Source organism: Acinetobacter sp. MYb191 (genome assembly GCF_037572605.1).
Classification (GTDB): Bacteria; Pseudomonadota; Gammaproteobacteria; order Pseudomonadales; family Moraxellaceae; genus Acinetobacter; species Acinetobacter johnsonii.
This window is the reverse complement of the sequence record NZ_JBBGZP010000006.1, coordinates 67,696-93,178: the sequence shown is the minus strand read 5'-3', so window position 1 is coordinate 93,178 and position 25,483 is coordinate 67,696. Positions and strand designations below refer to the sequence as shown.

Sequence of the window (25,483 nt, the reverse complement as noted above, 5' to 3'; positions counted from 1 at the left end):
TTGTCAGACAAAAAAATAAGGTCATCTGTGTATTCATCGCTATTGTAAAAGTTGTTCGAGATGAATTAGATAAGCTAGAGTGCTAAGAATTTATACCGTGATCGTTGAAAAAAATAAAGTCCCTTTGGACACAGAAACACAAGGGTAGAAAAAATGCCAAGTTTAACGCCTCTGCACGAGACCTATTGTAAATGGGATCGTACTCCTCCCAGCCAAGCCGACCTGCTTGAAGGGATTGCTCAGTTGGTGACAACTCGCTTAGGTGACGTCGTCCACGATTTAATTCAGGCCATTCAGCGTGAAATTTTAATCAGTTTATTTGGGATGAATGAAACCAGTTCCAAGAAGTTTCTGTCGACACGGTCGATTGAAAAAATTTACCAATTTTCCTTCAATACCTTGCAAAACTACGGTAGCTATTTATTGGCGCCAAGTTTGCGTCATATCATTGAAAAATTTCCAAATTTGCATCGCAAACCCTTAACCCCAACCATGCATTATTTAGTTGGTGCAATCAACGGCATTTTGGGCGACTATTTACTGAAATATCACAACCCTGTGGCGCTACCGATGGTGTTTTATGATCATTACGGTGCTATCCAGCAAGGCGAGTTGTCTGGTCGCGTGGTGATTATGGTCCATGGTCTATGCATGAACCATTTGTACTGGAGCACGGCGCGTTATGGAGGTATAGGGGAAAAGCTGCTGGCGCAACGCGCGCAAAATACCATGCTATATCTCAACTACAACACGGGTCGTCGTATTTCAGCCAATGGGCGTAGCTTTGCCAACTCACTACAAGACTTACTCAACCGCAACCCACGGATTAGCTCAATCGATCTGATTGGGCACAGTATGGGCGGACTGGTTTCACGCAGTGCGCTGTTCTATGGCAAACAAAATATGCAAAGCTGGATTCATGTGGTGGAAAACATGGTCTGTATTGGTTCTCCCCATCATGGTGCGGCTTTAGAACGCTTTGGCTTTCATTTGCAGGACAAACTGGGACGTTTCCCATTTGTCAAAATTATTGGGCATATCGTCAACATTCGCAGCAACGGTATTTTAGACTTACGTCATGGCAGTGTGCGGGATGATGACTGGGAACATAATGAAGCGCGTATTGGTCATGTTGATGACAACCGTAAACCTGCTCCATTGCCCTCCCATATCAATACCTTCTTGGTGGCAGGTACTATTGAGTTTGAACATCGCAAATATCGTGCGCTCAATGTGATTGGGGATTATTTGGTCAGTGTAAAAAGTGCCTTAGGCGAGCATATGAATCCACGCTTTCAACTGAAAGTTCCCGATTCACATAAAGCCATTTTCTATGGCTTAAACCATTTTGAGCTACACACCCATGCCAGTGTTGCCGAACAAATCGTAAATTGGTTCTATCCAAATCCAACTGAAACGGAATATGGTCAAGTGCATGAATATATGATCGGGTTGGATGACTTAGAGGGCATTGCGCTCACCTAGGCCCCCTCATTCACCTCATAAAAAAGCCAACATCACGTTGGCTTTTTTTATCTTTATTATTTTTTCTTCGCGTGGCTTGGATATTTACGCAACAATTGCCACAGACTAATCAACGCCAGTGCCACAAAAAACACCAAAGACCACACAGGTAAAGACTGACCCAAGAAAGTCCAATCTACCAGTGCACATTCACCTGAACCTGTTAAAACTTGCTCAAACACAGCACGCAGCGGCAACGTGTCTAACCAATAATCCAAGCCTGGGCCACAGCTCGGCACTTGATCAGGCGGTAAGCTCTGTAACCACACGTGACGTGCTGCCACACCTGCCGACCATAAGATCGATAGGCTGCCTAAAAATGCATAAAAGCGTTTAAAACCATTCGATGCAGGGTTATGCAAAAAAGCAATCAGCGAAATAATCCCCAGTCCAATCAGTCCCACACGTTGGAACACACAGAGTGGACATGGGTTTAACTGTAGGGGGCCGTGCTCTAAATACAAGGCAAAGGCCATCCCGATGATACTGGCTAAAACCAAAACACCACTCACGAAGCGATAACTCCATTGCATGGTCAATCCTCTTAATTTTTTATCTAAATTGTGCAAGGTACTGTTCAAAACTCAGTTGACTGTCTTGCTCTAATTGCTGTTGTTGTTGCAGTGATTGCGTGGCTAAATCGTCAAAATAAGCCCATGTCTCTGCACTCAACTGATGACGCTCATAACTCGATGCATGTTGTGCGGCCATTTGGCTACCAAAGCCCCATGTCCCACCCGCTTCCAGAGTATCTTCGATCATCTGCGCCGACAAAGTATCATCAACTTCAGCGACTCTCTGTTGCATGACTGTCATCGCTTTACTATACAGTGTGGTGTCATAGCACTGATCTAACAATACAACCAGTTCTTGCATAGCCTCTAAATGAGACTGACTCCATGCTTCAATTGGAAACGATTGCTCACCCACAGCAATTGCAGCATTCGGTGCACGACCACGATTGACCACTTCCGCTTGGTTTTTCTCGATTTGATCTTGCTCTGCGGCTAATAAATCTGGGCTATCCAGCAGTAAGCAATACAGCGCCAACACTTCTAAGAAACCTGCGGTATCTTCATTGATCCCAATTGGGCTATATGGGTTCACATCCACCGCACGCAGTTCTACATAACCGACACCACGATTGCTCAGCGCTTGTGATGGCGTTTCACCTGCTTGCGGTACTTGCTTTGGACGCACCAAACTGTAGTACTCATTTTCAATTTGCAAGACATGATCATTAATCTGAATCGGCTCGCCCTGCGCATCGTTGAGACCTAAGCGACTAAACGGCGCATAAGCGGTTTTGACTGCCTTTTGTAGGCCTTCGAGATAACCGTCGATATTGTTGTAATGAATACCAAGCTGCTTTTGTGCTGAGTTTTGATAACCAAAACGTCCCATGCGTAAAGCAGTCGCATAGGGTAAATATAACGTCCCACGCAGCAATGGCAATAAATGATGTTCACGTCCTGTCATAAAACACTGGCAGACCGATGGACTTGCCCCGACCAAAAACATCACCAACGGCGTAAGGCGAATAAAGTTGCGGATCAATCCAAAATAGCGGTGACTACGATAGTCTTGTGCAGATAAGGCTTTTAGTGCTTCATCTGTTTCATGTTGTTGTAATTGTTCAAACAGTTGATCTGGAAAAGATAAGTTATAGTGTAAACCTGAAATGGTTTGCATACGACGACCATAACGTACCCCTAAACCATGGCGGTACAAGGTCTTGAACTTCCCAATATTTGAGCTGCCATATTGGGCTAAACGGATTTTATCGTCATTGTCATCCAACATGCAGGGCATGGACAGCGGCCAGAGCTTTTCACCATGTTCCAAATGACGATGCGCCACACTATGAATGTCTTTTAAATAATGCAACGCCTCAGCAATGCTGGGCTGGGGTGGCGTAATAAATTCTAATAAAGCTTCTGAATAATCTGTCGTGATATGCGGATGAGTCAGCGCAGAACCCAAAGCTTGCGGATGATCGGCTTGTGATAAAAAGCCATCACTTTGCATGCGCAAACTTTCGCGCTCAATCCCGCGTAACATCCCTTGCAAAAGTGATGAATTGACCCAAGTCGGTAACACAGCTGTAGATTTAGATGCGGGTTGACCCATTACAATCTCACTTTTTGGAAGAAACAATTACAACGACGAATAAAATAAAATCATCAGTTTATATCAGTATAACGTGATTTTAATTCGGCACATTACACCCAGTCCTATTTTCAAGTAAACCATCTGTTCTATTTTTTCGGAAAATATTTATCACAAAGTTACGCTATTAGACATGTCAAAAGTGTGATTGTATTGAAGAATAAATGCTAAAGAATTGTAAACTTTATGAATTATCAAGAAATTTTAGATTTTTGGTTCGATCCCAAAAACCAAAGCTGGTGGTTTAGCCAAAATGATGCGTTCGATGCACTCATCGAAGAAAAATTTAAGACAATTCATCAACAAGCGGCGCATGCTGAGCTATGGTCTTGGCGCAGTAGTGCTGAAGGGCGTTTGGCTGAAATTATTGTGCTCGATCAACTGTCGAGAAACCTGTATCGCAACAGTTCTTTGGCCTTTGCTCAAGACGCCTTGGCCTTGGCTTTGGCGCAAGAAGCCATCACGCTACAACTGGATGCAGCGGTACCACCCATACAACGCAGTTTTTTATATATGCCCTTTATGCATAGTGAATCGAAAATTATTCATCAATATGCTTTAAAATTGTTCGAAGACTTAGGCAATCCGATTAACCTCGATTTTGAACAGCGTCACAAAGAGATTATCGATCGTTTTGGACGCTATCCGCATCGGAACCAAGTCCTTGGCCGCAATTCAAGCCAAGAAGAACTGGATTTTTTGACTCAGCCCAACAGCCATTTTTAACTGTTCGGCTTCTCCCTCTGTGCTAAGGAGTCTATCTCATGAAGAAAATTTTAATCGCCTGTGCACTGGCGACGGGTCTAAGTTTAGTAGGCTGTGCTTCTACCCCCTCAAAGCCCTTAACCTTCGACCAGTTAGGTCGGTTTAGTAATACGCCATTAAACACCTCGACTTATCGCATCAGCTTCCAAGCGCGCCCAAATATGAGCTATGGCACGGCTGAAGAAATCACTCTGGTCAAAGCTGCGCAAACCACAGTGCAAAATGGTTATCGCTTCTTTAAAGTACTGAATGACCCGAGCAACCAGAACCAACCACCAAGGCAGGCCGTGGTGTATTCAAACCCAATGCCTTACTACCCATATGGTTATTATTCTCGCCATCCAGCCTTTTGGCCTGATCCGTTCTACGATGTACCACGTGTAGTCGACATTGACCCCGTGCAAGTGTCATACAGCATTCAATGCTTTAAAGACCAAAAATCGGCACCAAGCGATGCCTTTGATGCCACGCTGATTTTAAAATCGCTGGGTGGAAAATACGGTTTGAGCCCAACCGGTGAAGTGCTCCCACCGCCTGAACCGAGTAACCCCGCGTCGACAAGCAAATAAAGCATAGAGCCTGCCTATGAATGAACCTCAATCCGTCCCATCGAGTCTGAAACGCAGCAAACGTTTTGCCACCATTGCCTTGATCACGGCAGTGGTGACATGGCTGCTGCTGATGGTCGTTGCCAAGTTTGTCCCCACAGACAAAGTCTGGATCATTCATATTTTAATGTTATCCGCCGAAGCAGGTGTGGTCGGCGGCTTGGCTGACTGGTATGCCATTACTGTGCTGTTCCGTAATCCCTTTGGGAAAATGCCGATTCCAAAGTTTTTACGCGATCACACCGAAATTATTCCCCGTAACAAAGACCGTATTGCAGAGTCTATGGGCCGCTTTGTACAAGAGAACTTTCTTTCTCCACAAGTGGTGGAAAAAAGCCTGCAAAGTACCGACCTGTCTTTGGCGGTTGGTCAATGGCTCGCCAACCCACAAAACAACCTACAAGTCACTCAAGTCATTCAACAAACGGTGCCTAAAGTCTTTGAGTTTGTGGGACAAGAACAAATCGGACGCTTTATTCAAAGTAACAGCGTGCAATGGGTGCGTAACACTCAGGTCAATCATTTGGCCAGTGAAATGCTGCGTGCAGTACTGGAAAATGATTTCCATCAAGATGTATTACAACGCGGACTCGACTTGGCGCATGACTGGATGACCCAACATCCTGAACAAAGTCGTGAGTTAACCCGAACCTTGTTCAAAGAACTCGGGGTCTGGAAACTGGCCAAAGGGGCCAGTTGGATTGGCATCGATGTGCAGCAAAGAACCATCGACTCACTCATTCAACGAGTCGAGTCGATGTTGGCCGATCCTGAGCATCCGTGGCGTCAAAAGATTGAAGCGATGGGGCACGCGCTCATGCTCGAACTGGCAGACACTGACAGTAGGGCCAGCCAGCGTTTAAACCAAACCAAAGATGCCCTGCTGGATAGCCCACAAGTCCTGAATTTTATTAGCGGTGCAGTGGTCATTTTATGTGATGCCATTAAACAAGACTTACAAAAACCAGATTCTGGCATTGCTCACAACATCCGTGTATCCATTCAACAAATTGGGGAAAACATCATCTCCAATCAAGCCGTCAGAGACTTGCTTAATCAACGCCTCAGTGGCATTGCGGTCAATCTCAGCGACCAATACAGCGAAAAAGTCATTCGTTTTATCAGCGAACGTATTCACGAATGGGACTCCAGTGTGATGATTGACAAGATCGAAAATGAAGTCGGTGGCGACTTGCATATGATTCGGGTCAATGGTGTGGTAGTCGGTGCATTTATTGGCTTAGCACTGGGGATTATTCGCGCGGCAGTTGAACAGCTCTTATAAAAGCAATCCATAAAAAAGCATGCTTTACCCCTGTCCTACATGCAAAATTTGCATAAGTAAAAGGGGATGAATATGCTATTTTGGGCTGATATTTAGACACTTTTAAGCATTCATGATTCAGTTGCCTTCATCTAAACTGCCTGCACAAGGCGTCACTATTTTCAGCACCATGACTGCCATGGCGCAGCGCTTAAATGCCCTAAATCTATCCCAAGGTTTCCCAGACTTCGAAGCCCCCGCTGAACTGCTAGATGCTTTAGCACAGGCCACTCAAAGTGGTTTCAATCAGTATGCTCCAGGCGATGGGGTCTGGTTGTTACGCGAGCAACTGGCGCAGCAATTTGCACAACGCGATCAGATTCAGCTCGACCCGATGACTGAAATTACCATCACTCCGGGCGCAACCATTGGCCTTTTTGCCACCATTCAAGCCGTAGTCCATGCGGATGATGAAGTCCTCATTTTTGACCCCAGTTATGACAGCTATGCGCCAAGTGTTGCGTTAGTTGGTGGTAAAGCCATTCATATTGCGCTCCAACCCCCACATTTTTCAGTCGATTGGGAGCAGGTCAAATCAGCCATTACGGCCAAAACCAAACTGATCATTATCAACACACCACATAACCCGAGTGGTGCCATTTGGAGCAAGCAAGATTGGTTGACGCTGATTGAACTGATTCGCGACACCAATATTTTAGTCCTGTCCGATGAAGTCTATGAACATCTGGTATTTGATGGTCAACGTCACTATTCGGCGCTGTCTTTTCCTGAACTGCGTGAACGCAGTGTGGTGGTGGGTTCCTTTGGCAAAACTTTTCATGTGACCGGTTGGAAAACGGGCTACTGCGTTGCTACACCTGCGCTGATGCAACTGTTCCGCCAGGTCTATCAGTTTGCCAACTTCTGCGGAGTGACCCCAGTACAACTGGCTTTGGCCAATTATATGCAGCAACATCCTGAGCATATTCAAAACTTAGCGGGCTTTTATCAAGCAAAACGCGATCGTTTTATTGAGGGTTTAACCGGTTCACGCTTTCAATGGTTGCCTTCGCAAGGCACTTACTTTCAAAATGTCGACTACAGCCACATTCGTCCCGATTTAAACGATGTTGAATTTTGCCGCTTTCTGGCAGAGCAGCATGGCATTGTTGGCATTCCTGTTTCGGTGTTTTATCAGCAGGCGCCAGAGGCTTTGCGCATGATTCGTTTTTGCTTTGCCAAGACCGATCAAACCTTAGCTCAGGCAGCTGAAATTTTGCAAAGCGTATAAATTTTTTTCAGCTTTGCTTTTGCACAAGAACCGACTTCGCTTACTGAAATACATCGGCTTTTCAACACTGAACTATGCTAGGGTAAGCCTTAGAAATGTAATAAAAATAACCTCAGGATGACTTATGTCAGCACACACCCCATTGGTGCAACAACAAAAGCTATGGAAAGCCTTTTTTATTTTCCTGATGCCTTTGATTGCCACCAATATTCTGCAAAATCTGTCGGGTACAATTAATACCATCTTTGTCGGACAGATGATGGGGGTGCAGGCGATTGCAGCGGTTGCAGTGTTCTTCCCCATCCTATTTTGCTTAATGGCCTTCGTAATTGGACTATCCGCGGGGTCGACCGTCTTGGTTGGTCAAGCATGGGGCGCACAGAATATTGAAAAAGTCCGTGCGGTAGTCGGCTCCACTATTTTTATGACCCTCATTGGTGGCAGCTTTATTGCATTTCTTGGGGTAATTTTTGCACGACCAATTTTATCGGCTTTGGGTATCGATGAAGACGTCATGCATCTCTCGTTACCTTATGTGCAATGGATGTTGGCAGGTAGTCCCCTCCTGTTTGTATATATTATTTATACCTCAATTTTACGCGGTGTCGGAGACAGCACGACACCTCTGATTGCTTCTGGCATGACCATCTTGATTGGGCTTTGTGTCACACCCGTTCTGATTGCGGGTTATTTTGGCTTTCCCAAACTGGGGATTGTTGCCCCTGCCATTGCGACCATTTTAGGCTTTGTTTCCGTGCTGACCTTTTTATATTTCTATTTGAACTATAAACAGCACCCACTCAGACTCGATGCACAACTGCTACGTCATATTCGTTTTGACCGTCAACTGAGTAAAATTATTCTGCGCTTAGGGGTTCCAACGGGCATTCAAATGATCACCACCTCAGTTGCGGGTCTTGTGATTGTGGGTCTAGTCAACCGCCATGGGGCCGATGCGACCGCAGCTTATGGCGCGGTCAATCAGGTTCTGAATTATATTCAATTCCCTGCCCTATCTATTGCCATTGCTGCATCGATTTTTGGTGCGCAAGCCATTGGCGCAGGCAAGTCAGAATTATTGGCCAAAGTCACGCGTACCGCGCTAGGCATGAACATCATCATTACAGGTTCCTTGGTGGTCTTGGCTTATCTTTTCTCCAAATACCTCATGGCACTGTTTATCACTGACCATGCAGTAGTTGAGCTAGGGCAACAGCTGTTGTTCATTGTGCTGTGGTCCATTTTATTCTTTGGTGCCAGTGCCATTTTTGCCTCTATTATGCGGGCCAGCGGTACGGTCACCATGCCCATGGTGATCAATATCGTTGCGATTATTGCGATTGAAGTGCCCTGTGCCTACTTATTTAGTGAATGGTGGGGACTGCAAGGGATTTGGTATGCTTATGCGCTGGCCTTTGTCAGCTTATGCATCATGCAAGGACTTTATTATCAATTTGTTTGGAAGAAAAAGACCATTGAAACGCTCATTTAAAGCTAAATGAATATTTGATAGAAGACGTTTTTGATCACAACACTTTTTAACATAAGCATAAAAAACCCGCCAATGCGGGTTCTTTTACATCACAACATTAAGACTTTCTTTGGCTTAATTTGGTCGCAAAAGCCGTCACTTTTTGGTAGCCCGTCGGTAAGATACGCTGAATCAAATCTAGCGTTTTCGCATCATTACCAATCAATAAACGACGCTTGTCTTTTTGTACCGCCTCTAAAATTTGACGTGCCGCTTCTTCGGGTGGACAGCGTAATAATTTATTAAAGGTCTGTGCAGATTTCTCAGGGTTCATCCCGATGCTACGCAAGCTGTCATTCACTTTGGCTGCATTGGCAATATTGGTTCGAATCCCACCTGGATGCACGCACAATGCGCTCACGCCACAGTTTTCCATATCTAACTCTTGGCGTAATGACTCGGTAAAGCCACGCACCGCAAATTTAGTGGCATTGTAAGCAGACTGAGTCGGTTGAGCGGTCAGACCAAATAAACTTGAAATATTGATGATATGCCCATCGCCTGTTTTTTTAATATAAGGCAAAAACTCTTTGGTGCCATAGACCACACCCCAGAAATTAATCCCCACGATCCATTCCAGCTCTTCATAGGATGCACCTTCTACGGTTGAACCCAAAGCAACGCCGGCATTATTAAAAATCATATTCACAGAACCATGATTTTGTACGGTTTCTTCAGCCCACGCTTGCATCGCTAAGCGGTCTGAGACGTCTAATTTTTTCGTGGTGACGCGTACATTGCTGCCTTGTAGCAGTTCAACTGTTTTCGCCAACCCTTGTTCATTGACATCACTCAATGATACATGACAGCCCGCCTTGGCCAATAAAAGTGCCAATTGTTGGCCAATACCCGATCCTGCACCTGTAATTGCCGCGACTTTATTTTTAAAATTCTTCATGAGATTGTGGTTGTCCTTTATCTTTGTACATCGACTGTAGATGCTTTTTTTATAATTGACAATATCAATTGTCATAAATTTAATAGCCAAAAGTGTCAAGTCCATGAAAACCAGCTAGAGATTAAAGCCTACGCATAGGTAGAGTCGTGGTTTATTGCTAAACTATGCAAAACCTTGGCTTTAAAATAGGGCGATGAAATCTGATGACGGCATCTGAACCAGTACAACAAAACAGCGATAACAATAAAACCAAAGAAAGACAATTCAAGGGCTTATCGCTTTCTGAACGTAAACAGCTGCGTCGTGAAAAATTGATTGAAGCAGGAATTGAAGTCTACGGCACTCACGGCTTTTTTGCCGTGACGGTGAAAGATATTTGCAATGAAGCCAAGCTCACTGAACGTTATTTTTATGAGTCGTTTAAAAAAAGTGAGCAATTATTTCAAACCATTTTTTTAAAGCTGATCGATGAGTTACAGCACAATGTCATGCAAGCCATCATGCAAGCCTCTTCAGATCCACATAAAATGATTGATGCTGGACTGCGTGCCCTGCTTACCACCTTAAAAGACAATCCCCGCATGGCGCGTATTATTTATATCGATGCGATGTTGGTCCAAGAATTACATAACCAAGCCACCATTCATGAAACCATGACCCGTTTTGACCGGATGATTCAAGCCTTTGTCATGCTGATGATGCCGCAAATTAACCGGTCCGAACGAGAAATTTCGCTGGTCGCCACAGGCCTCAATGGCTATGTTACACAAATTGCGATCCGTTGGGTGGTCAGTGGGTTTAAACAATCCTTTGAAGAAGTTTTAAGCTCCAGCCGTATTGTATTTATTTCACTCCTAGAAACCTTTTCAGACCCGAATACACGGGCAAAATTGGATGTCTAAGACTTTTCACTTGAATGCAATCGGCATTTCCGAATGCAATTTAGATTAAACTTCCATTAATTTTGAATCCCAATATGACGATTTTTTGTCACATTTTTTTGCAAATTTCATCAATCGTCTGTTTTTTGCAATGATACTGTCATAATTAATCTTTGTAATAAGCCTGTCATAAAATTAAAACGGCCTGCCGTTACCTACAATAGGATATTGCGTTGTGAAAGATGACTACATTTTAATCGTCGATGATGAACTTCCCATTCGAGAAATGATTCACACCTCGTTGGATATGGCAGGCTTTCAATGCTTACAAGCCGAAGATGCAAAACAAGCCCACCAAATGATTGTGGATCAGCGTCCTGCTTTGATCTTGCTCGACTGGATGATGCCTGGTGGCGTCAGTGGTGTAGATTTATGTCGCCGTCTCAAGCGCGATGAAAATCTCTCTGAAATTCCAGTGATTATGCTCACGGCACGTGGCGAAGAAGACCATAAAGTTCAAGGTCTAGATGCTGGTGCAGATGACTACATGACTAAACCGTTTTCGACCCGCGAATTAGTTTCACGGATTAAAGCCGTTTTACGCCGCGCTAACGCGCTCAGTGGTGAAAAATCGATTGATGCCAATGGCTTAATCTTAGACCCTGTCAGCCAACGGGTCAGCTTTGGCAATAATTTCCTCGACATGGGGCCAACCGAGTATCGTTTATTGGCCTTCTTCATGACTCATCCTGAGCGTGCCTACACCCGTGCACAACTTCTTGACCAAGTCTGGGGCGGAAACGTGTATATTGAAGACCGTACCATCGACGTGCATATTCGCCGCTTACGTAAAGTGCTTGAGCCTTATGCTGCAGATCGCTTTGTGCAAACAGTTCGGGGTACAGGCTATCGATTCTCTACACGTGCGGATATCGCCCTAGGTTAATTTTGTTTTATGTATGAACCCTACCCGGTCCCTGAACTCGCACGCGAGCATAAAAAAACGCGATACAGCAGTTTATGGGGCTTTGCCAAACAGGACTTACGTCTCCTTGCCTTTTTCTTGCTGATTGCAAGCTTGATTGGCTTTGGCGTCGGTTATTTTTGGACGTGTATCTCCTTTGCTTTTGCTGTTTTTTTTATTCTGCAAATGCGCTCTTTGTATTTGGTCAATGACTGGATTTCCAATCGTCCCTACGAAGTTCCACCCAACCTTGGGGGCATTTGGGGGGCGTTATTGTTCAATGTTTATCGGGCACAGCGCCAAGAACGGATTGTACAAGCGGAAATGGTCGGGTTGATTGATCGCGCGCAGTCGTCATTGGTCGCTTTACAAGAAGCCGTGGTGCTGATTGATGACATGCAACAAATTGAATGGTGGAACCCTGCTGCAGAACGGTTATTAGGCATCGAACAAAATGACCGTGGGCGTAATATTTTGACTTTATTACGCCAACCGAGTTTTGTGGATTATTACAATAATATTGATGCTGCACCAGATGGCTTAAAAATGAAGTCATCCAGTTTTGATGAACATTATGTTCAAGTCAAAATGACCCGTTTTGGGGGTGAAAGTCGCTTACTGGTCGCCTATGACGTGACCCGTATGCACAATCTCGAACAAATGCGTAAAGACTTTGTCGATAATATTTCACATGAACTACGCACACCGCTGACGGTACTCAGCGGTTATATTGAGACCTTTACAGACCAAGAAGACCTCAACCCACGTTGGAAGCGGGCCTTTGACCAAATGCAAGCACAGGCCAAACGCATGAATGCCTTGGTGAATGATTTGCTCTTACTGTCACGCCTAGAAAATGACAAGCAAATTGCTAAAAATCAAATCATTGATATGCCTAGCTTAATGAACCAACTTTATGACGATGCACATGCCTATAATATTGATTATGGGCATACGCTCAATCTCGATATCGACAGTCATTGCGACTTAATCGGTTCAGATATGGAGTTGGCCAGCGCTTTTAGTAACCTAATTACCAATGCCATCAAATACACGCCGAAAGGTGGAACGGTGACCATGGGTTGGCATGACAATGGTGAACAGGCTTATTTTACCGTGGAAGATACTGGTATAGGCATTGATCCTAAGCACTTACCTCGTTTAACCGAACGCTTCTATCGTGTTGACAGCGCGCGCAGTCGACAAACGGGTGGCACAGGCTTAGGACTAGCAATTGTGAAACACGTATTAATGCAGCACCAAGCACATTTAGAAATTGAATCCAAAGAAAATCAGGGCTCTATTTTTAAAGTGATTTTCCCCAAAGAACGCACCTATAATCCTGAATAAGCCTTTTTTCAAAAGCATGAAAAAAGCACCGATATCGGTGCTTTTTTTGTCTCTCACCGTCCGTTTAACAAGGACGGTGACCGAGAGCTGAAACGATTAAACTGTATGTCCCATCGCTTCACCCATCACCACAGTCGAGTTGGCTTTAAAGGCTGCATCCCACGTCATTTTGTCTTTTTCAAACAGTACCACAGCAGTTGAGCCTAAGTAAAAGCGACCCAGTTCAGCACCTTTGTCCAAGAACAGGTTATGCTGATTTAGCTCTAAACGGCCAGTAGGCTTCACTTTTCCTGTCGCAACAGTTTCAATCCCCGCCACAATCATGGCGCCAACGAGGACCACGGCCATACGGCCGATTTCCGTATCAAATAAACAAACCATACGTTCATTGCGGGCAAACAGGCCTGGAATGTTTTCAGCAGTGGTTTGATTGACCGAGAACAATTCACCCGGTACATATAAGGTTTCCGTCAATGTGCCTGCAAATGGCATATGCACACGGTGATAATCTTTAGGCGATAAATACACCGTTGCAAACTGACCATTTTTAAATGGTTCAGCCAACTGCGGATCTGCAATTAAATTATCAACGGTGAATTTTTGTCCTTTGGCTTGGAAAATATCACCTTCCACAATTGAACCCAACTGTGAAATCGCGCCATCCGCAGGCGATACAATACTGGTCGCATCGGTATCAATATCACGTACACCCTCTTTTAATGCACGGGTAAAGAACTCATTAAAGGACTTGAACTTCAGTGCATTGCTCTGCTCGGCAATCGACATATCAATGCCGTACTGTGCTTTAAACGCAGTGATGACCGCATTTTTCACAATCGGATTTTCGCTGGCTGCGACTCTACCCACGACACGTGATAACTGATGTTGGGGTACAACACGTTGAGCTTGAATGAAAATTTGTTTTTTTAAGCGTGATGTGAGGCTCAAGACGGCATCTCTCCGGTAATGATAGGACTGTCGAGGCGGTTGCCCCATTCACTCCACGCACCGTCATACGCCTGAATATTCCAACCCAATAAACGACCTAAAATATAAGCCAGTCCTGAACGGTGATGTGACTGACAGTACACCACCACAGGTTCATTTAAGTTAAAACCCAATTGTTCTAAGCGTTGCTGCGTGCGTTCTAAAGGGTGCAATCTTAAATGATTTTCACGGTTAAGGGCAGTACTCCATTCAAAATGTAGTGCATTTGGAATGTGACCACCGCGTCGCGCTGCAAGACGCAGACCAGTATATTCTTCTTCTGTGCGGCAGTCCCAGAGTTGGACTTGGCTGCTTTGAACTTTCTCTAATAACTCAGTATACTCAATTCGATACTGCTGTATTTTGGCTTGATCGACCTGTACCAAAGTACGGACAGGTTCAAACTGCTCCACTTCAGAAGTGGTTGGAAGTCCTGCTGCAAGCCATGCATGAATTCCACCATTCAGCAAGCTGGTATTTTCAAAACCTAGGCAGTGTAAATTCCAAATCAAACGCCCCGCCCAAGCGCCACCTTCATCATCGTAAACCACCACATGATGCTCGGGTGAAATATTCAGATAACGAATCAGTTCCTGTAAACCTTCTACATCAGGAAGTAGACCGGTGGCTTGTTCGTCTTGGCGCACCAAAAATTTCGGCTTTAAATGCAAAGCATGTGGAATATGTAACTGGTCATAGACTGAAGCACGGCTTAAATCGACGATGCGTAATTTGTCATTACCTAAATGCGGAACCAGCTGCTCTGCGTCTATCAACAAGCCAAAATCAAAGGCAGAATGTGTCATATTATTTCGTATGTTTTCAGATCATGCTTTGATCTTAGCACAACTCATTTTTACAATTATTCTGATTTTTTGCATTCTTTTAGCAGAATTAGAGATATCACTATTCGTCAGTTTTTTAATACAACCATGCCAGAACGGATTCTGGCATGGTATATATTTTGGATTAATTGGTTTCTGCTTCAGCAATCTCAAAAACCTGACGTAAATACGCCAAAAAGGTGTCGTTATCCGTCATGGTTTTACCCGGACTGTCCGAAATTTTCGCAACCGACTGGCCATTACACTCGACCAGTTTAAGCACAATATTTAAAGGAGTTTGTCCCATATCATTGGTCAAATTGGTGCCAATCCCGAAGCTGACTTGGAAACGGTCTTTGAAATAATTGTGCAGGCCCCATGCTTTCTCTAAATTCAGTCCATCACTAAACGTTAGCATTTTGGTTTTACTGTCAATTTTCAACTTTTTATAGTGGGCATAGGCCTTATCGCCCCATTCATACGGGTCACCACTGTCATGGCGCAAGCCATCGAACAATTTGGCAAAGTACAAGTCAAAATCACGCAGGAATGCATCCATCCCCACCACATCCGTCAAAGCAATACCTAAATCACCACGGTACTCTTGTACCCAAGTTTCCAGTGCTGATTTTTGGAAATTACGTAAACGTACATCCAACGCTTGGAAAGCTTGTAGGAATTCATGCGCCATGGTCCCAATCGGGGTTAGACCCAATTGCTTCGCAATTAAAACATTACTGGTGCCACGGAAAATATGCGGTGCAGCTTGATTAAACACTTCAATCACATGTTTTTGCCACGCCAAACTATAACGTCGCCGCGTACCAAAATCAGAAACTAAAAATGGGGGATCATTTGGCGTTTGCGATGTTTCATAGTGTTTTAATAAAGCCACTTTGGCCTGTAAGCGACGTTCGCCCTCAGCCATGACCTCTTCGCTTCGAATACGGCGGAAATACAGCTCATTGACGATAGCAAGCACAAAGATTTCAAACATCATGGCTTGAACCATCGGCCCTTCAATTCGAATGTCTAAACGGCCTTGATGATCAATACTGGCCACAATAAAGCGGCGTTTGAGTTGAAACAACTCTAAATAATCGACAAAATCACTTTTGATAAAGCGCAAACCACGCAGGTATTGCAGCTCATCGTCTTGAAAACGTAATTGGCAGAGCAAATCTAATTGATGGTTTAAATCATCAAGAATGTCGACCAAAGGATAAACCGTGTCATCCAAATTGCGACAACGGAACTGGTACACACTATGCGCTTGGGGAAACTTATGCAGAACCACCTGTAGCATCGTAAATTTGTACAGATCAGTATCTAATAAGGATTGGATGATGGCAGACATATCATTTTCGGTTTTTAGCAACTTATTGCATTAAAGCACATTTTTTTAAACTGCATAGCCATGTTTTGGTAATTCGGTCTTGCTATTCGACCAATTACTCGATAGATCCTTGTTTCACTCCATTCGGAATCCAAGTGTTGCTGTCTTTGTTGCTATCGCTCTTGCTTATGCTCTTTTCCTGAAACATTGCTATGTATATCAACGCAATTGCCTTGTTTTTTCAATCGATGTTTCTCCTGTGCTGCGCTAGGTTTGCTACAATTTCAGTCTGCACAATCAAATGGTAGATAGAATCAGTCATGCGGGCCTTATTACAACGCGTTCTCGAAGCCAAAGTGGTGGTCGATGGTGAAACCACAGGTGAAATTCAACACGGTATCTTGGTTTTCTTAGGCCTTGGGAAAGAAGACACTTTAGACAAAGGCAAAAAACTGATCGATAAAATTTTAAAGTATCGTTTTTTTGACGATGAACAAGGCAAAATGGGCTGGAATGTCAGCCAAGCTGGTGGGGGTATTCTTCTGGTTTCTCAGTTCACCTTAATGGCGCAAACCCAAAAAGGTTTACGTCCTGACTTTGGACCAGCCATGCCACCGAATGATGCTCAAGCCTTATACGAACAACTGGTTGAATATGCCCAGACCCAGTTTGAGCATGTGCAAACCGGTATTTTTGCTGCCGACATGAAAGTACATTTGGTCAATGATGGACCCGTGACTTTCAATTTAGAAGTCGAATAAAAACACCATGCATAAAAAAGCCCTCGATAGAGGGCTTTTTCGATTTCATTGCGCTCAATCTGCCTTTTATAAAGAAGATGGAATCGAGAAGTTGAAAAAATCTTTTTACTTACCGGTTTTTTCTTTCAAAAATGCGCGAGCAGCTTTAATTTTTGCTTTCACAGGCTTTGGTAGCTTTGGTGGAACCAATTTTGCAACTTGGTTGAACCAAACCAATAGACCAAAATCACCTTCCATTTTAATGCTGCCGTTTTGCATGCCCGTCATAAATGCGGTTGGGTCGCCTTTGATTAAAGTTTTCACACCCTGCTCACTGTCCGCAAACTGTAAAATAAAATCGGCTTTTTCAGCATCACCTGAAACAGTATCAATCTGACCATTGTTCACAATAATTTGGCGTGCCATACCCAGATCCGTACCAATTTGAATACGGAACTGACGTTCATGAACTAATTCAATAAATTTTGGACTAGTACGCGCCAGCTGTTTCATACGAAGTGCCAAACCTGTAACCATTAAATCCAGCGGATCCGTGCTGACATCAACCAATGGAAGTTTAACCACAGGAATTGAAGATAGTTTCATGACATGAAAGCCTATTGTAATTGTTGATAAATTGACTGTTTTCAATGCTACCACAAGTTGCCATTTTTACCGCTAGGCTTTGTATAACAATCATGTAAGAACGTAAAAAAGATGCTCTAGGCATCTTCTTTTACGGTATGAGGTTATGACTTAGCGGCTAGAACACTGCTGTTGGTCATCTTCATATACAGGTGTATGTTCAATACAACGGCGCTGCGCCAGTGCACGTTCTGCGCGACGATCTTCACGTAGAAGCAACATCGTCACAATAAGCATCGCTGAAGTTAAAGCAGTTAAGTAGCTATAAGTGATCGGCATTTCAAACACTGCTTGCACACCTAGGCGAATGACTTCCAATATTCCCCAAAACACCATACCCGCCACCATAAAACTCAACCAGCGACGATAAGGCGAAAAGAAAACAGCAATCAACGCAGCGGCGACTAAACTTAAGCCAACGATGGTTGCTAAATTCGCTGTTACCATAAAAACCTCCGTCTAAGATAAATTCAGGCAACTGGTACACTGTGCTGAACTCATCCCCGATACCGTTTAAAATTAATGGATTGTGTAGCTTTCAAACTCTATGCATGCATTATGAGCAGTTTTGAAAAGAAAAAAAGGCTTGTATTTTTAGAATGCGACATACCTTGTCGCCATATTATATTGTCATTACATTTTTTTAGATTTGAACTTTTCCAAAACAAAGACGCGCTCAGTCTTGGCGTGTCATTACAAAATAAAACCCGTATTTTCAGCGCTTAAAAATATTTTTTCCAATTCTGTTGATCGTTGTTTTTATCGACATTTTTCACTGACCGCTCATCGTTTTTCGCTTAAATTTGCAACAAAAAAACGCAGCTCAAAGGCTGCGTTTTTGATAACACCGAGATGCTTTAAGCACGATTTAAGTCTTTATCGTGCACACCCAATAAATACAACACCCCATCTAAGCCGACACTTGAAATAGCTTGATTGGCGTTTTGCCTCACCAGCGGTTTCGCACGGAAAGCGACACCTAGGCCAGCGATCGACAGCATCGGTAAATCGTTCGCACCATCGCCCACTGCAATCGCTTGCTCAAGAGAAATGCCCATCTTATCGGCTAACTCACGTAATAATAATGCCTTACGCGCACCATCCACGATATGCCCTTTAACTTCACCTGTGACTAACCCATTGTCAACGTCTAAGACATTGGCATGGACTTCATCAATACCAAGTTTGGCTTGTAGATACTCTGCAAAGTACTGAAAACCACCCGACAAGATAGCCGTGCGGTAACCTAATGCTTTTAAAGTTGAAATTAAGCGTTCAGCACCTTCTGTAACGGTCAGACGTTCTGCAATCTTAGGTAAGACAGAGGCATCCATCCCTTTGAGCAGTGCCACGCGTGCACGGAAGCTTTGCTGGAAATCCAGCTCACCCTGCATTGCACGTTCTGTGATTTCAGCGACTTGTGCGCCCACACCCGCTTCTATCGCCAACTCATCAATCACTTCTTGCTCAATTAAGGTCGAGTCCATGTCAAAACACACTAAACGGCGGTTACGACGGTAGGCATTGTCTTCTTGTACCGCCACATCGACATTCAGTTCATGTGACAAACGTAAACAGGCTGCACGCATGGCTGCGGCATCCAGCATTTGACCACTTAAACCGAATTGAACACAGGCGCGTTTCGGCCCATCGACTTCGCCATTTAAGACGGGACGACCTGACAAACGGGTCACAGTTTCGATGTTGAAACCTTGGTTAGACACAATATTTGTAACTGCTTGTAAGTGAGACGCCTCAAGCTCTGGCGCCAAAGCCGTGACGATATAACGCGTTCGTCCACCTTCGCTCACCCACTGGTCATATTCAGTTGTAGTGATTGGTTTAAAACGTACAGTTAAACCAATATCATGTGCTAAAATTAGAATTTCCTTCATTGCCAAAGCTGTTGCGGTTTGGTCATCTGAAGAAATAACAATACCTAAGGTCAATTGGTTATGAATAACTGCTTGTCCGACATCTAAAATTTGTAGTGAATGAGTGGACAATACCTGCATTAATCGAGTGAACTGATTCGGCTGGTCTGGTCCTAAAAATGAAATAAGAATGATTTCTCGCATGAATTGACTCGGGTCTGAGCTACGACTATTGTTAGAATCATAATCGAAATTGAATATATTTTCTTTGGAAGTTTACGTTGAATGCGCCTAGACAAGGGCTATTTGCTAGCCTATTAATTGTAAGTTTTGCTTTACATACCTTTTTATTGGTATTGGCAACGACTCATCAACTGAATGAAAACCGTGCCAACCAAGGCCAACTGATGACCTCTCAATTGGTCACAGACAGTCTTGCAGAGCTGGAGCCTGCCAACACGGTTTCACTTGCGCTTTTGGTGGATCGCTATGCGACCAATCCAAGCGTAGCTTCCATTCGCATTTTGGATGCCAACAATCAAGTCTTGGCCACAGGTGGCCAAGTTCGAACACGTGATGGCGAAGTGTTTGTCCGTGATGCGCTGCAAAATGAAAAGAAAGTGGGTAGCATCGAAATCACGCTCATTAAACCAAGTATGGGTGAGATTTTACGTACTCAGTGGTTAGCGATTTTATTGTCCTTAGCGATTCATGGTTTACTGTGGTTAGCTTATCGCGCCATTGCGCGCCCAAGCCGTACCGAATATTTGGCACGGATCAATAACGAATCCCGCTTAAAACACGAAATTCAAGTTTTAACCCAAACCCTTGAACAGGAAAAACACCATACGGCGGTCGCGATTGCTCAAGCACAACAACAAATCAAAACCAGTGCGAAGCCTAAAGAGCAGAAACCCGTGATCGTGGATAATCATTCGGTTGCGCTCAATATTCAATTTTATGACCCGAAACAGTTGATGGACTCGGTGAATACAACCGTGTCTATTCCATACTTTAATTTGTGTCAGATTTTCCTCAATAAAAGCACAGAACTTTGTTTAAAACACTACAAACTCAACAGCTCGGACATCACTACAGTTCAATCCTTTAATGAGCATGGTGCCACCCTCAGCATGTCGACAGACACACCCAATGCAGTGCCATGTTTAATGATGATCAGCAGTGTGTTCCAACTGCTATCCGAGGTTTTATATAAACGTTACCGCGAAGAAAAGCGCTTTGTTTTGCAAACACGTTGTGGCATTTCAACCGCAGTCGATGCAATGCAACTGTCTGCGAATCAAGCTGCTGAGCGTTTGGTCCAACAGTTATCGGCCAAAGAAAGTGCCGTACATTTAAGTAACGAATTATTGAAAGACATTTCTGAAAGTTACCAATTGGTGAATTTACCTAATCCAACCAATGTCTTGACCCGTCATGCCTTTATGGTCAATGGCATGGGTGCTGAGTCTGCAGAGTTGGCGCAAAGCTTAAGAACGGAAATTTTAAAAGCAAAACAATCTAAAGCCTCTTAATTACATCCAATCATAAAAAAGCCTGACATGTGTCAGGCTTTTTTATGGTAACTGTTAAATTTTGAGTTGCTTCTGCGCAATTAAATGTTGCTGCGCACTATACCTTTGCTCTGGATCGGAATAGGCCACTTTAAGCCAATGACCATCGGCTTGTAGCTCCCAAGCATTCAAACAATCATTTAAGTAACTGATTAATCCGTCTTTATAAATCTGCTTTTTCAAAACGCGATCTAATATTGGAAAGCAGGTTTCAACACGCGAAAATAAATTACGTCCCATCCAGTCTGCGCTGGCACAGTACAGCTTTTTCTCACCGCCATGCTCAAAACAATACACGCGGGTATGTTCCAGAAAACGGCCCACAATCGAACGCACACGAATATTCTCAGACATGCCTTGGACCTGTGGAATCAAACAACAGATCGAACGGATAATCAGATCGACCTGTACCCCTGCTTGTGACGCACGATACAGTGCGGCAATTAACTGAGGTTCCGTTAAAGCATTGACTTTAATGATGATACGCGCCTTTTGACCGGCTAGCGCAAACTGAATTTCTTGCTCAATCAGTTTTAACAGTTCACTGTGTAACGTAAAAGGCGCATGTAACAACGCCTTCAACTTGGCCATTTTTCCCATTCCCGTTAGTTCTTGGAACATACGGTGTACATCTTCACAAATGTCAGGCTGTGTGGTCATCAACCCATAGTCGGTATACATACGCGCATTACCCGCATGATAATTGCCTGTGCCCAGATGGGCATAACGGATCAACTGAGCATTTTCACGGCGCACGATCAAAATCATTTTGGCATGGGTTTTATAGCCGACAATGCCATATACCACCACCGCACCCGCTTCTTGCAAAATATTCGCTACAGTAATATTCGACTCTTCATCGAAACGCGCCCGTAACTCAATCACAGCTGTGACTTCCTTGCCATTTCGTGCTGCTTCTGCCAAGACCTGTACAATTTCAGAGTCAGGTCCACTGCGGTAGAGCGTTTGTTTAATCGCCAGCACATTTGGGTCTTTCGCTGCTTCTTTTAATAAACCAATCACAGGCTGAAAAGAATCAAAAGGATGATGCAATAACACATCCTGTGCTTTTAAGGTATCAAAGGTACTTTTTTGTTTACGCAAAACTTTGGGAATGACTGAAATAAAAACTGGATGCTTCAATTCAGGTCGGTCACAACTGGTACTGAGGCGTGAAAGATTGATCGGCCCATCAATGCGATAAAGCTCCTGCTCAGTTAAATCAAATTCCTTGAGCAGATAAGCAATCACCGCTTCGGGGCAGTCATCTTCGATTTCTAAACGCACCGCGCGACCAAAACGGCGTGAAGACAACTCATCTTTCAGTGCCACCGCCAAATCATCAACATCTTCCGACAAAATCAGATCAGCATTACGCGTCACACGAAAAGCATAACAACCCGTGGCTTTCATCCCTGGAAACAGATCGCTGATGTGCTGCTGAATCATTGCGGTTAAAAAAATCTGCGTGTCGATATTGCCTGCCACGTTTTTCGGCATCTGAATTAAACGCGGTAATGAGCGCGGCGCTGGGACAATCGCCATTTCAATGCTTCGTCCAAAAGCATCTTTACCTTGTAAACTCACAATGAAATTCAGACTTTTATTCACGAGGCGAGGAAAAGGGTGTGACGGATCTAAGCTGATTGGGGTCAAAACGGGTTGAATTTCTTTGGCAAAATATTCTGCAATCCACGCTTTATGTTTTTCTAAAATGTCTTGGAACTGGATGAACTGAATGCCCTGCGCTTGTAACTCAGGCAAAATCGAATGATTTAAAACTTCAAACTGTTTTTTGACGGCACAATGAATGGATTCGGACAGGTCTTCTAATATCACTTCAGTGGGAACAGCATCGGGGGTTCGTGCTATCACATTCATATCGCGTTGTTTCATCAAGCCAGCAATACGAATTTCAAAAAACTCATCTAAATTACGTGAAAAAATAATTAAAAAAGTTAAACGCTCCAGCACTGGCAAACTCGGATCTAATGCTTGTGCTAAAACCCGCTGATGAAACTCAAATAACGATAACTCTCGGTTAAAATACGTCGCCGATGAATGCTGAAAATTATCCATACCCTCTCAATGCTGTTTGCAACAGTCTGTTATGAAGTGTTTGGCAGGGATGTTAGGTAGTCTTTATGACAGTTTAGTTACAACTTCATGCCAAATAGAAAATTCATCCTGACTTTATGCTTAAAGCTGCAACAGCGTACAGTATTCAAACCGACATATGTTCCTTTTCACTTTTTTTCTTGGCTGTAGCGTCTGCTTTCGCGGCCCAATAACTGGCTAAAATTGGCCCTGAAATGTTATGCCACAAACTAAAGATCGCACTGGGTACTGCCGTAATTGGCGAAGCGGCAAAATGCACAGCAGCCAAAGCCACGCCTAGTCCTGAGTTTTGCATACCGACCTCAATCGAGACCGCTTTACAGTCTGCATGTGGCAAGTGAAACATTCGTGCTGCTCCAAAGCCAAGTAAATAACCAATCGCGTTATGTAACGCCACCACAGCTAAAATCAATAAGCCTGATTCTAAAATTTGTGCTTTTGAGCCGCCAATAATCGCTGCCACAATCAGCACAATTGCGACCACTGAAATTAACGGCATCACCGAAATATAACTTTCGACTTTCTGTTTCAGCACGGCGCGTATCACCAGCCCTAAAATAATCGGGAACAGAACCACCTGTAAAATTGAACTCAGCATCGACCATGCATTAATTTCAATCCATTGGCTGGCCAACAGATAGAAAATCGCTGGAGTCAGAACGGGCGCCAATAAGGTCGATACCGTAGTACATGCGACAGACAAAGCCGTGTTGCCTTTCGCCATGTAAGTAATCACATTGGATGCAGTACCACCCGGACAACAACCTACCAAAATCACCCCGATCACAATTTCAGTCGGCAAGCGAAATAATAAACACAACAGATAAGCCACGCTTGGCATCACCACAAACTGAGCTGCTACCCCAATTGCAACCGCTTTAGGGCTTTGCATCACCCCTTTAAAATCATCCAATGTCATGGTCATGCCCATACCAAACATGATTAGACCCAACATCCACGTGATATAAGCTTTCATCCAAACAAAAGTTTCAGGGCTCAGGAGCGCAATGCCTGCAAATAACACGACCCATAGAGCAAAGGTTTTTTGAATCCAAGCGGTAAATTTTAAAAAAGTGCCCATGACCTTTCCCTACTGCATGTTTTTATAATGTCGATATTGGTGATTGAGGTGAGCCGATTGGCTCAGCGCATCAATTCACGGCATATTGTTGCACAATATCTTTGCAATACAGACGTTTCACACCATGGGCTAGCATTTCTTGCCATGCATGTTGTAAAGAACCATGTAAATCAATACCTTTGGTGGCATCAGCAATCACATAGGTTTGAAAACCGAGTTTACAGGCATCTATTGCCGTCCATGCCACACAAAAGTCAGTTGCAATCCCAACAATAAACACGGTATCAATCCCACGCTCTCTTAAATAGCCTGCGAGTCCCGTCTGGGATTTATGATCCGCTTCTAAAAAAGCAGAATAACTATCAATGTGCGCATGACATCCTTTACGAATGATCAACTGCGCTTTGGCAAGATCGAGATCGGGATGCAATTCCGCATCCTGTGTACCTTGTACACAGTGACGTGGCCAGAGCACTTGTGTGCCGTAGTCTAATTCAATCGTTTGAAAGGCTTGTTGATCGGGGTGATTGTCTGCAAAAGAAATATGATTTTCAGGATGCCAATCTTGAGTGAGTACAATAGTGTCAAAATAATCGCCAAGCTGATTAATTTTAGGAATAATTTGATCTGATCCTGCTACCGCTAAATTTCCACCAGGCGTAAAACCATTTTGTACATCCACCACAATCAATGCCATATTCTTCTGCATTATTCTCTGTCCTTTTTGTTCTACGCTCGAAGGCTAAGCTTAGCTTAATTTATAAAACAGTATTCATCCTCGCGGGTCAAAATTAAATGACCGCAGCCTTTAGTGCAATGGGTATTGCGGCAAATTGAAGCGAAAATAGAATATAGAATAAAATGCTGGACATTGATCTATAACGTTAAAAGGACGATATCATCGCTGTTTAGAGAGATCGTGTAAGCGTTAAAATCCTGACGTTTATAGAAGCTTATAACCCAATATTCAATTTGATCGGCTTCTAATGCTCGATTGAGATGCTTTTCTTTGTCTACCATTTGAACAAGCTGTATTTTTGTAGCGAAAGATAAAGTTTT

At 43.8% G+C, this 25,483-nt stretch carries 23 protein-coding genes; 11 read left to right on the top strand and 12 right to left on the bottom strand.

Features of this window, described 5'->3' with window-relative positions; all coding sequences use genetic code 11:
- The first annotated feature begins 153 nt into the window (after positions 1 to 153).
- On the top strand, positions 154 to 1,485 hold the full coding sequence (locus WH214_RS02020) for a PGAP1-like alpha/beta domain-containing protein (RefSeq protein ID WP_339421999.1): 1,332 nt from the start codon (positions 154 to 156) through the stop codon (positions 1,483 to 1,485).
- Positions 1,486 to 1,541: 56 nt separating this feature from the next.
- On the opposite strand, the gene WH214_RS02015 is transcribed toward WH214_RS02020, so the two are convergent.
- Positions 1,542 to 2,057 (bottom strand): disulfide bond formation protein B, encoded by a 516-nt coding sequence (locus WH214_RS02015; RefSeq protein WP_058870537.1) that lies wholly within the window; start codon positions 2,055 to 2,057, stop codon positions 1,542 to 1,544.
- 19 nt (positions 2,058 to 2,076) lie between these two features.
- Positions 2,077 to 3,654, bottom strand: coding sequence for a glutamate--cysteine ligase (gene gshA / locus WH214_RS02010; RefSeq protein ID WP_339421998.1), 1,578 nt, complete (start codon positions 3,652 to 3,654; stop codon positions 2,077 to 2,079).
- Between the two features lie 225 nt (positions 3,655 to 3,879).
- Here gshA and WH214_RS02005 point away from each other — a divergent pair, with 225 nt between their 5' ends.
- The 5 genes from WH214_RS02005 (at position 3,880) to WH214_RS01985 (ending at position 9,113) form a co-directional block, all read left to right on the top strand.
- Entirely contained in the window at positions 3,880 to 4,419 is a 540-nt protein-coding gene (locus WH214_RS02005; RefSeq protein WP_201952922.1) for a DUF924 family protein, read from the top strand.
- 38 nt (positions 4,420 to 4,457) lie between these two features.
- Entirely contained in the window at positions 4,458 to 5,027 is a 570-nt protein-coding gene (locus WH214_RS02000; RefSeq protein ID WP_339421997.1) for a CC0125/CC1285 family lipoprotein, read from the top strand.
- A gap of 16 nt (positions 5,028 to 5,043) precedes the next feature.
- The gene (locus tag WH214_RS01995; protein ID WP_339421996.1) at positions 5,044 to 6,351 is read left to right on the top strand and encodes a DUF445 domain-containing protein; all 1,308 of its coding nucleotides are present in this window, start codon (positions 5,044 to 5,046) and stop codon (positions 6,349 to 6,351) included.
- Positions 6,352 to 6,463: 112 nt separating this feature from the next.
- Positions 6,464 to 7,621: a methionine aminotransferase gene (locus WH214_RS01990; RefSeq protein ID WP_339421995.1), complete on the top strand. Its 1,158-nt coding sequence runs from the start codon at positions 6,464 to 6,466 to the stop codon at positions 7,619 to 7,621.
- A gap of 124 nt (positions 7,622 to 7,745) precedes the next feature.
- Positions 7,746 to 9,113, top strand: coding sequence for an MATE family efflux transporter (locus WH214_RS01985; RefSeq protein WP_131230859.1), 1,368 nt, complete (start codon positions 7,746 to 7,748; stop codon positions 9,111 to 9,113).
- A gap of 97 nt (positions 9,114 to 9,210) precedes the next feature.
- Here the strand turns inward: WH214_RS01985 and WH214_RS01980 are convergent, their stop codons facing one another.
- Positions 9,211 to 10,050: an SDR family NAD(P)-dependent oxidoreductase gene (locus WH214_RS01980; protein WP_087011941.1), complete on the bottom strand. Its 840-nt coding sequence runs from the start codon at positions 10,048 to 10,050 to the stop codon at positions 9,211 to 9,213.
- Positions 10,051 to 10,253: 203 nt separating this feature from the next.
- On the opposite strand from WH214_RS01980, the gene WH214_RS01975 reads away from it, so the two are divergent.
- The 3 genes from WH214_RS01975 to phoR all read left to right on the top strand — a co-directional run bounded on the left by WH214_RS01975 (position 10,254) and on the right by phoR (position 13,245).
- Positions 10,254 to 10,952, top strand: a complete 699-nt coding sequence (locus WH214_RS01975; RefSeq protein ID WP_339421994.1) for a TetR/AcrR family transcriptional regulator — start codon at positions 10,254 to 10,256, stop codon at positions 10,950 to 10,952.
- A 214-nt stretch (positions 10,953 to 11,166) separates the two neighbouring features.
- On the top strand, positions 11,167 to 11,877 hold the full coding sequence (gene phoB, locus WH214_RS01970; RefSeq protein ID WP_004691794.1) for a phosphate regulon transcriptional regulator PhoB: 711 nt from the start codon (positions 11,167 to 11,169) through the stop codon (positions 11,875 to 11,877).
- 9 nt (positions 11,878 to 11,886) lie between these two features.
- On the top strand, positions 11,887 to 13,245 hold the full coding sequence (gene phoR, locus WH214_RS01965; protein WP_004691795.1) for a phosphate regulon sensor histidine kinase PhoR: 1,359 nt from the start codon (positions 11,887 to 11,889) through the stop codon (positions 13,243 to 13,245).
- Between the two features lie 96 nt (positions 13,246 to 13,341).
- On the opposite strand, the gene asd is transcribed toward phoR, so the two are convergent.
- From asd to pncB, 3 genes are all read right to left on the bottom strand, one after another.
- A complete protein-coding gene (gene asd, locus WH214_RS01960; RefSeq protein WP_339421993.1) occupies positions 13,342 to 14,193 on the bottom strand; it encodes an archaetidylserine decarboxylase in 852 nt (283 codons plus the stop codon).
- The gene (locus WH214_RS01955) at positions 14,190 to 15,038 is read right to left on the bottom strand and encodes a sulfurtransferase (RefSeq protein WP_339421992.1); all 849 of its coding nucleotides are present in this window, start codon (positions 15,036 to 15,038) and stop codon (positions 14,190 to 14,192) included. The genes asd and WH214_RS01955 overlap by 4 nt, the downstream gene beginning before the upstream one ends.
- A 163-nt stretch (positions 15,039 to 15,201) precedes the next feature.
- Positions 15,202 to 16,413, bottom strand: coding sequence for a nicotinate phosphoribosyltransferase (pncB, locus tag WH214_RS01950; protein WP_339421991.1), 1,212 nt, complete (start codon positions 16,411 to 16,413; stop codon positions 15,202 to 15,204).
- Between the two features lie 299 nt (positions 16,414 to 16,712).
- On the opposite strand from pncB, the gene dtd reads away from it, so the two are divergent.
- Positions 16,713 to 17,153 carry a D-aminoacyl-tRNA deacylase gene (gene dtd, locus WH214_RS01945; protein WP_332476279.1) on the top strand — a complete coding sequence of 147 codons (441 nt, stop codon included), beginning with the start codon at positions 16,713 to 16,715 and terminating at the stop codon, positions 17,151 to 17,153.
- 105 nt (positions 17,154 to 17,258) lie between these two features.
- On the opposite strand, the gene WH214_RS01940 is transcribed toward dtd, so the two are convergent.
- From WH214_RS01940 to serB, 3 genes are all read right to left on the bottom strand, one after another.
- Positions 17,259 to 17,738 carry an SCP2 sterol-binding domain-containing protein gene (locus WH214_RS01940; RefSeq protein WP_004691804.1) on the bottom strand — a complete coding sequence of 160 codons (480 nt, stop codon included), beginning with the start codon at positions 17,736 to 17,738 and terminating at the stop codon, positions 17,259 to 17,261.
- 150 nt (positions 17,739 to 17,888) lie between these two features.
- Positions 17,889 to 18,224 carry a ciprofloxacin tolerance protein AciT gene (aciT, locus tag WH214_RS01935; RefSeq protein WP_004691806.1) on the bottom strand — a complete coding sequence of 112 codons (336 nt, stop codon included), beginning with the start codon at positions 18,222 to 18,224 and terminating at the stop codon, positions 17,889 to 17,891.
- A 410-nt stretch (positions 18,225 to 18,634) separates the two neighbouring features.
- Complete coding sequence (gene serB, locus WH214_RS01930; protein WP_131230867.1) at positions 18,635 to 19,855, bottom strand: phosphoserine phosphatase SerB; 1,221 nt, start codon at positions 19,853 to 19,855, stop codon at positions 18,635 to 18,637.
- 77 nt (positions 19,856 to 19,932) lie between these two features.
- Here serB and WH214_RS01925 point away from each other — a divergent pair, with 77 nt between their 5' ends.
- Positions 19,933 to 21,186, top strand: a complete 1,254-nt coding sequence (locus WH214_RS01925; protein ID WP_004691810.1) for a hypothetical protein — start codon at positions 19,933 to 19,935, stop codon at positions 21,184 to 21,186.
- A 54-nt stretch (positions 21,187 to 21,240) separates the two neighbouring features.
- On the opposite strand, the gene ppk1 is transcribed toward WH214_RS01925, so the two are convergent.
- The 3 genes from ppk1 to pncA all read right to left on the bottom strand — a co-directional run bounded on the left by ppk1 (position 21,241) and on the right by pncA (position 25,133).
- Entirely contained in the window at positions 21,241 to 23,304 is a 2,064-nt protein-coding gene (ppk1, locus tag WH214_RS01920) for a polyphosphate kinase 1 (RefSeq protein WP_339421990.1), read from the bottom strand.
- A gap of 145 nt (positions 23,305 to 23,449) precedes the next feature.
- Positions 23,450 to 24,424 carry a bile acid:sodium symporter family protein gene (locus WH214_RS01915; protein WP_339421989.1) on the bottom strand — a complete coding sequence of 325 codons (975 nt, stop codon included), beginning with the start codon at positions 24,422 to 24,424 and terminating at the stop codon, positions 23,450 to 23,452.
- A 70-nt stretch (positions 24,425 to 24,494) separates the two neighbouring features.
- A complete protein-coding gene (gene pncA / locus WH214_RS01910) occupies positions 24,495 to 25,133 on the bottom strand; it encodes a bifunctional nicotinamidase/pyrazinamidase (RefSeq protein WP_339421988.1) in 639 nt (212 codons plus the stop codon).
- Positions 25,134 to 25,483: the final 350 nt, after the last annotated feature.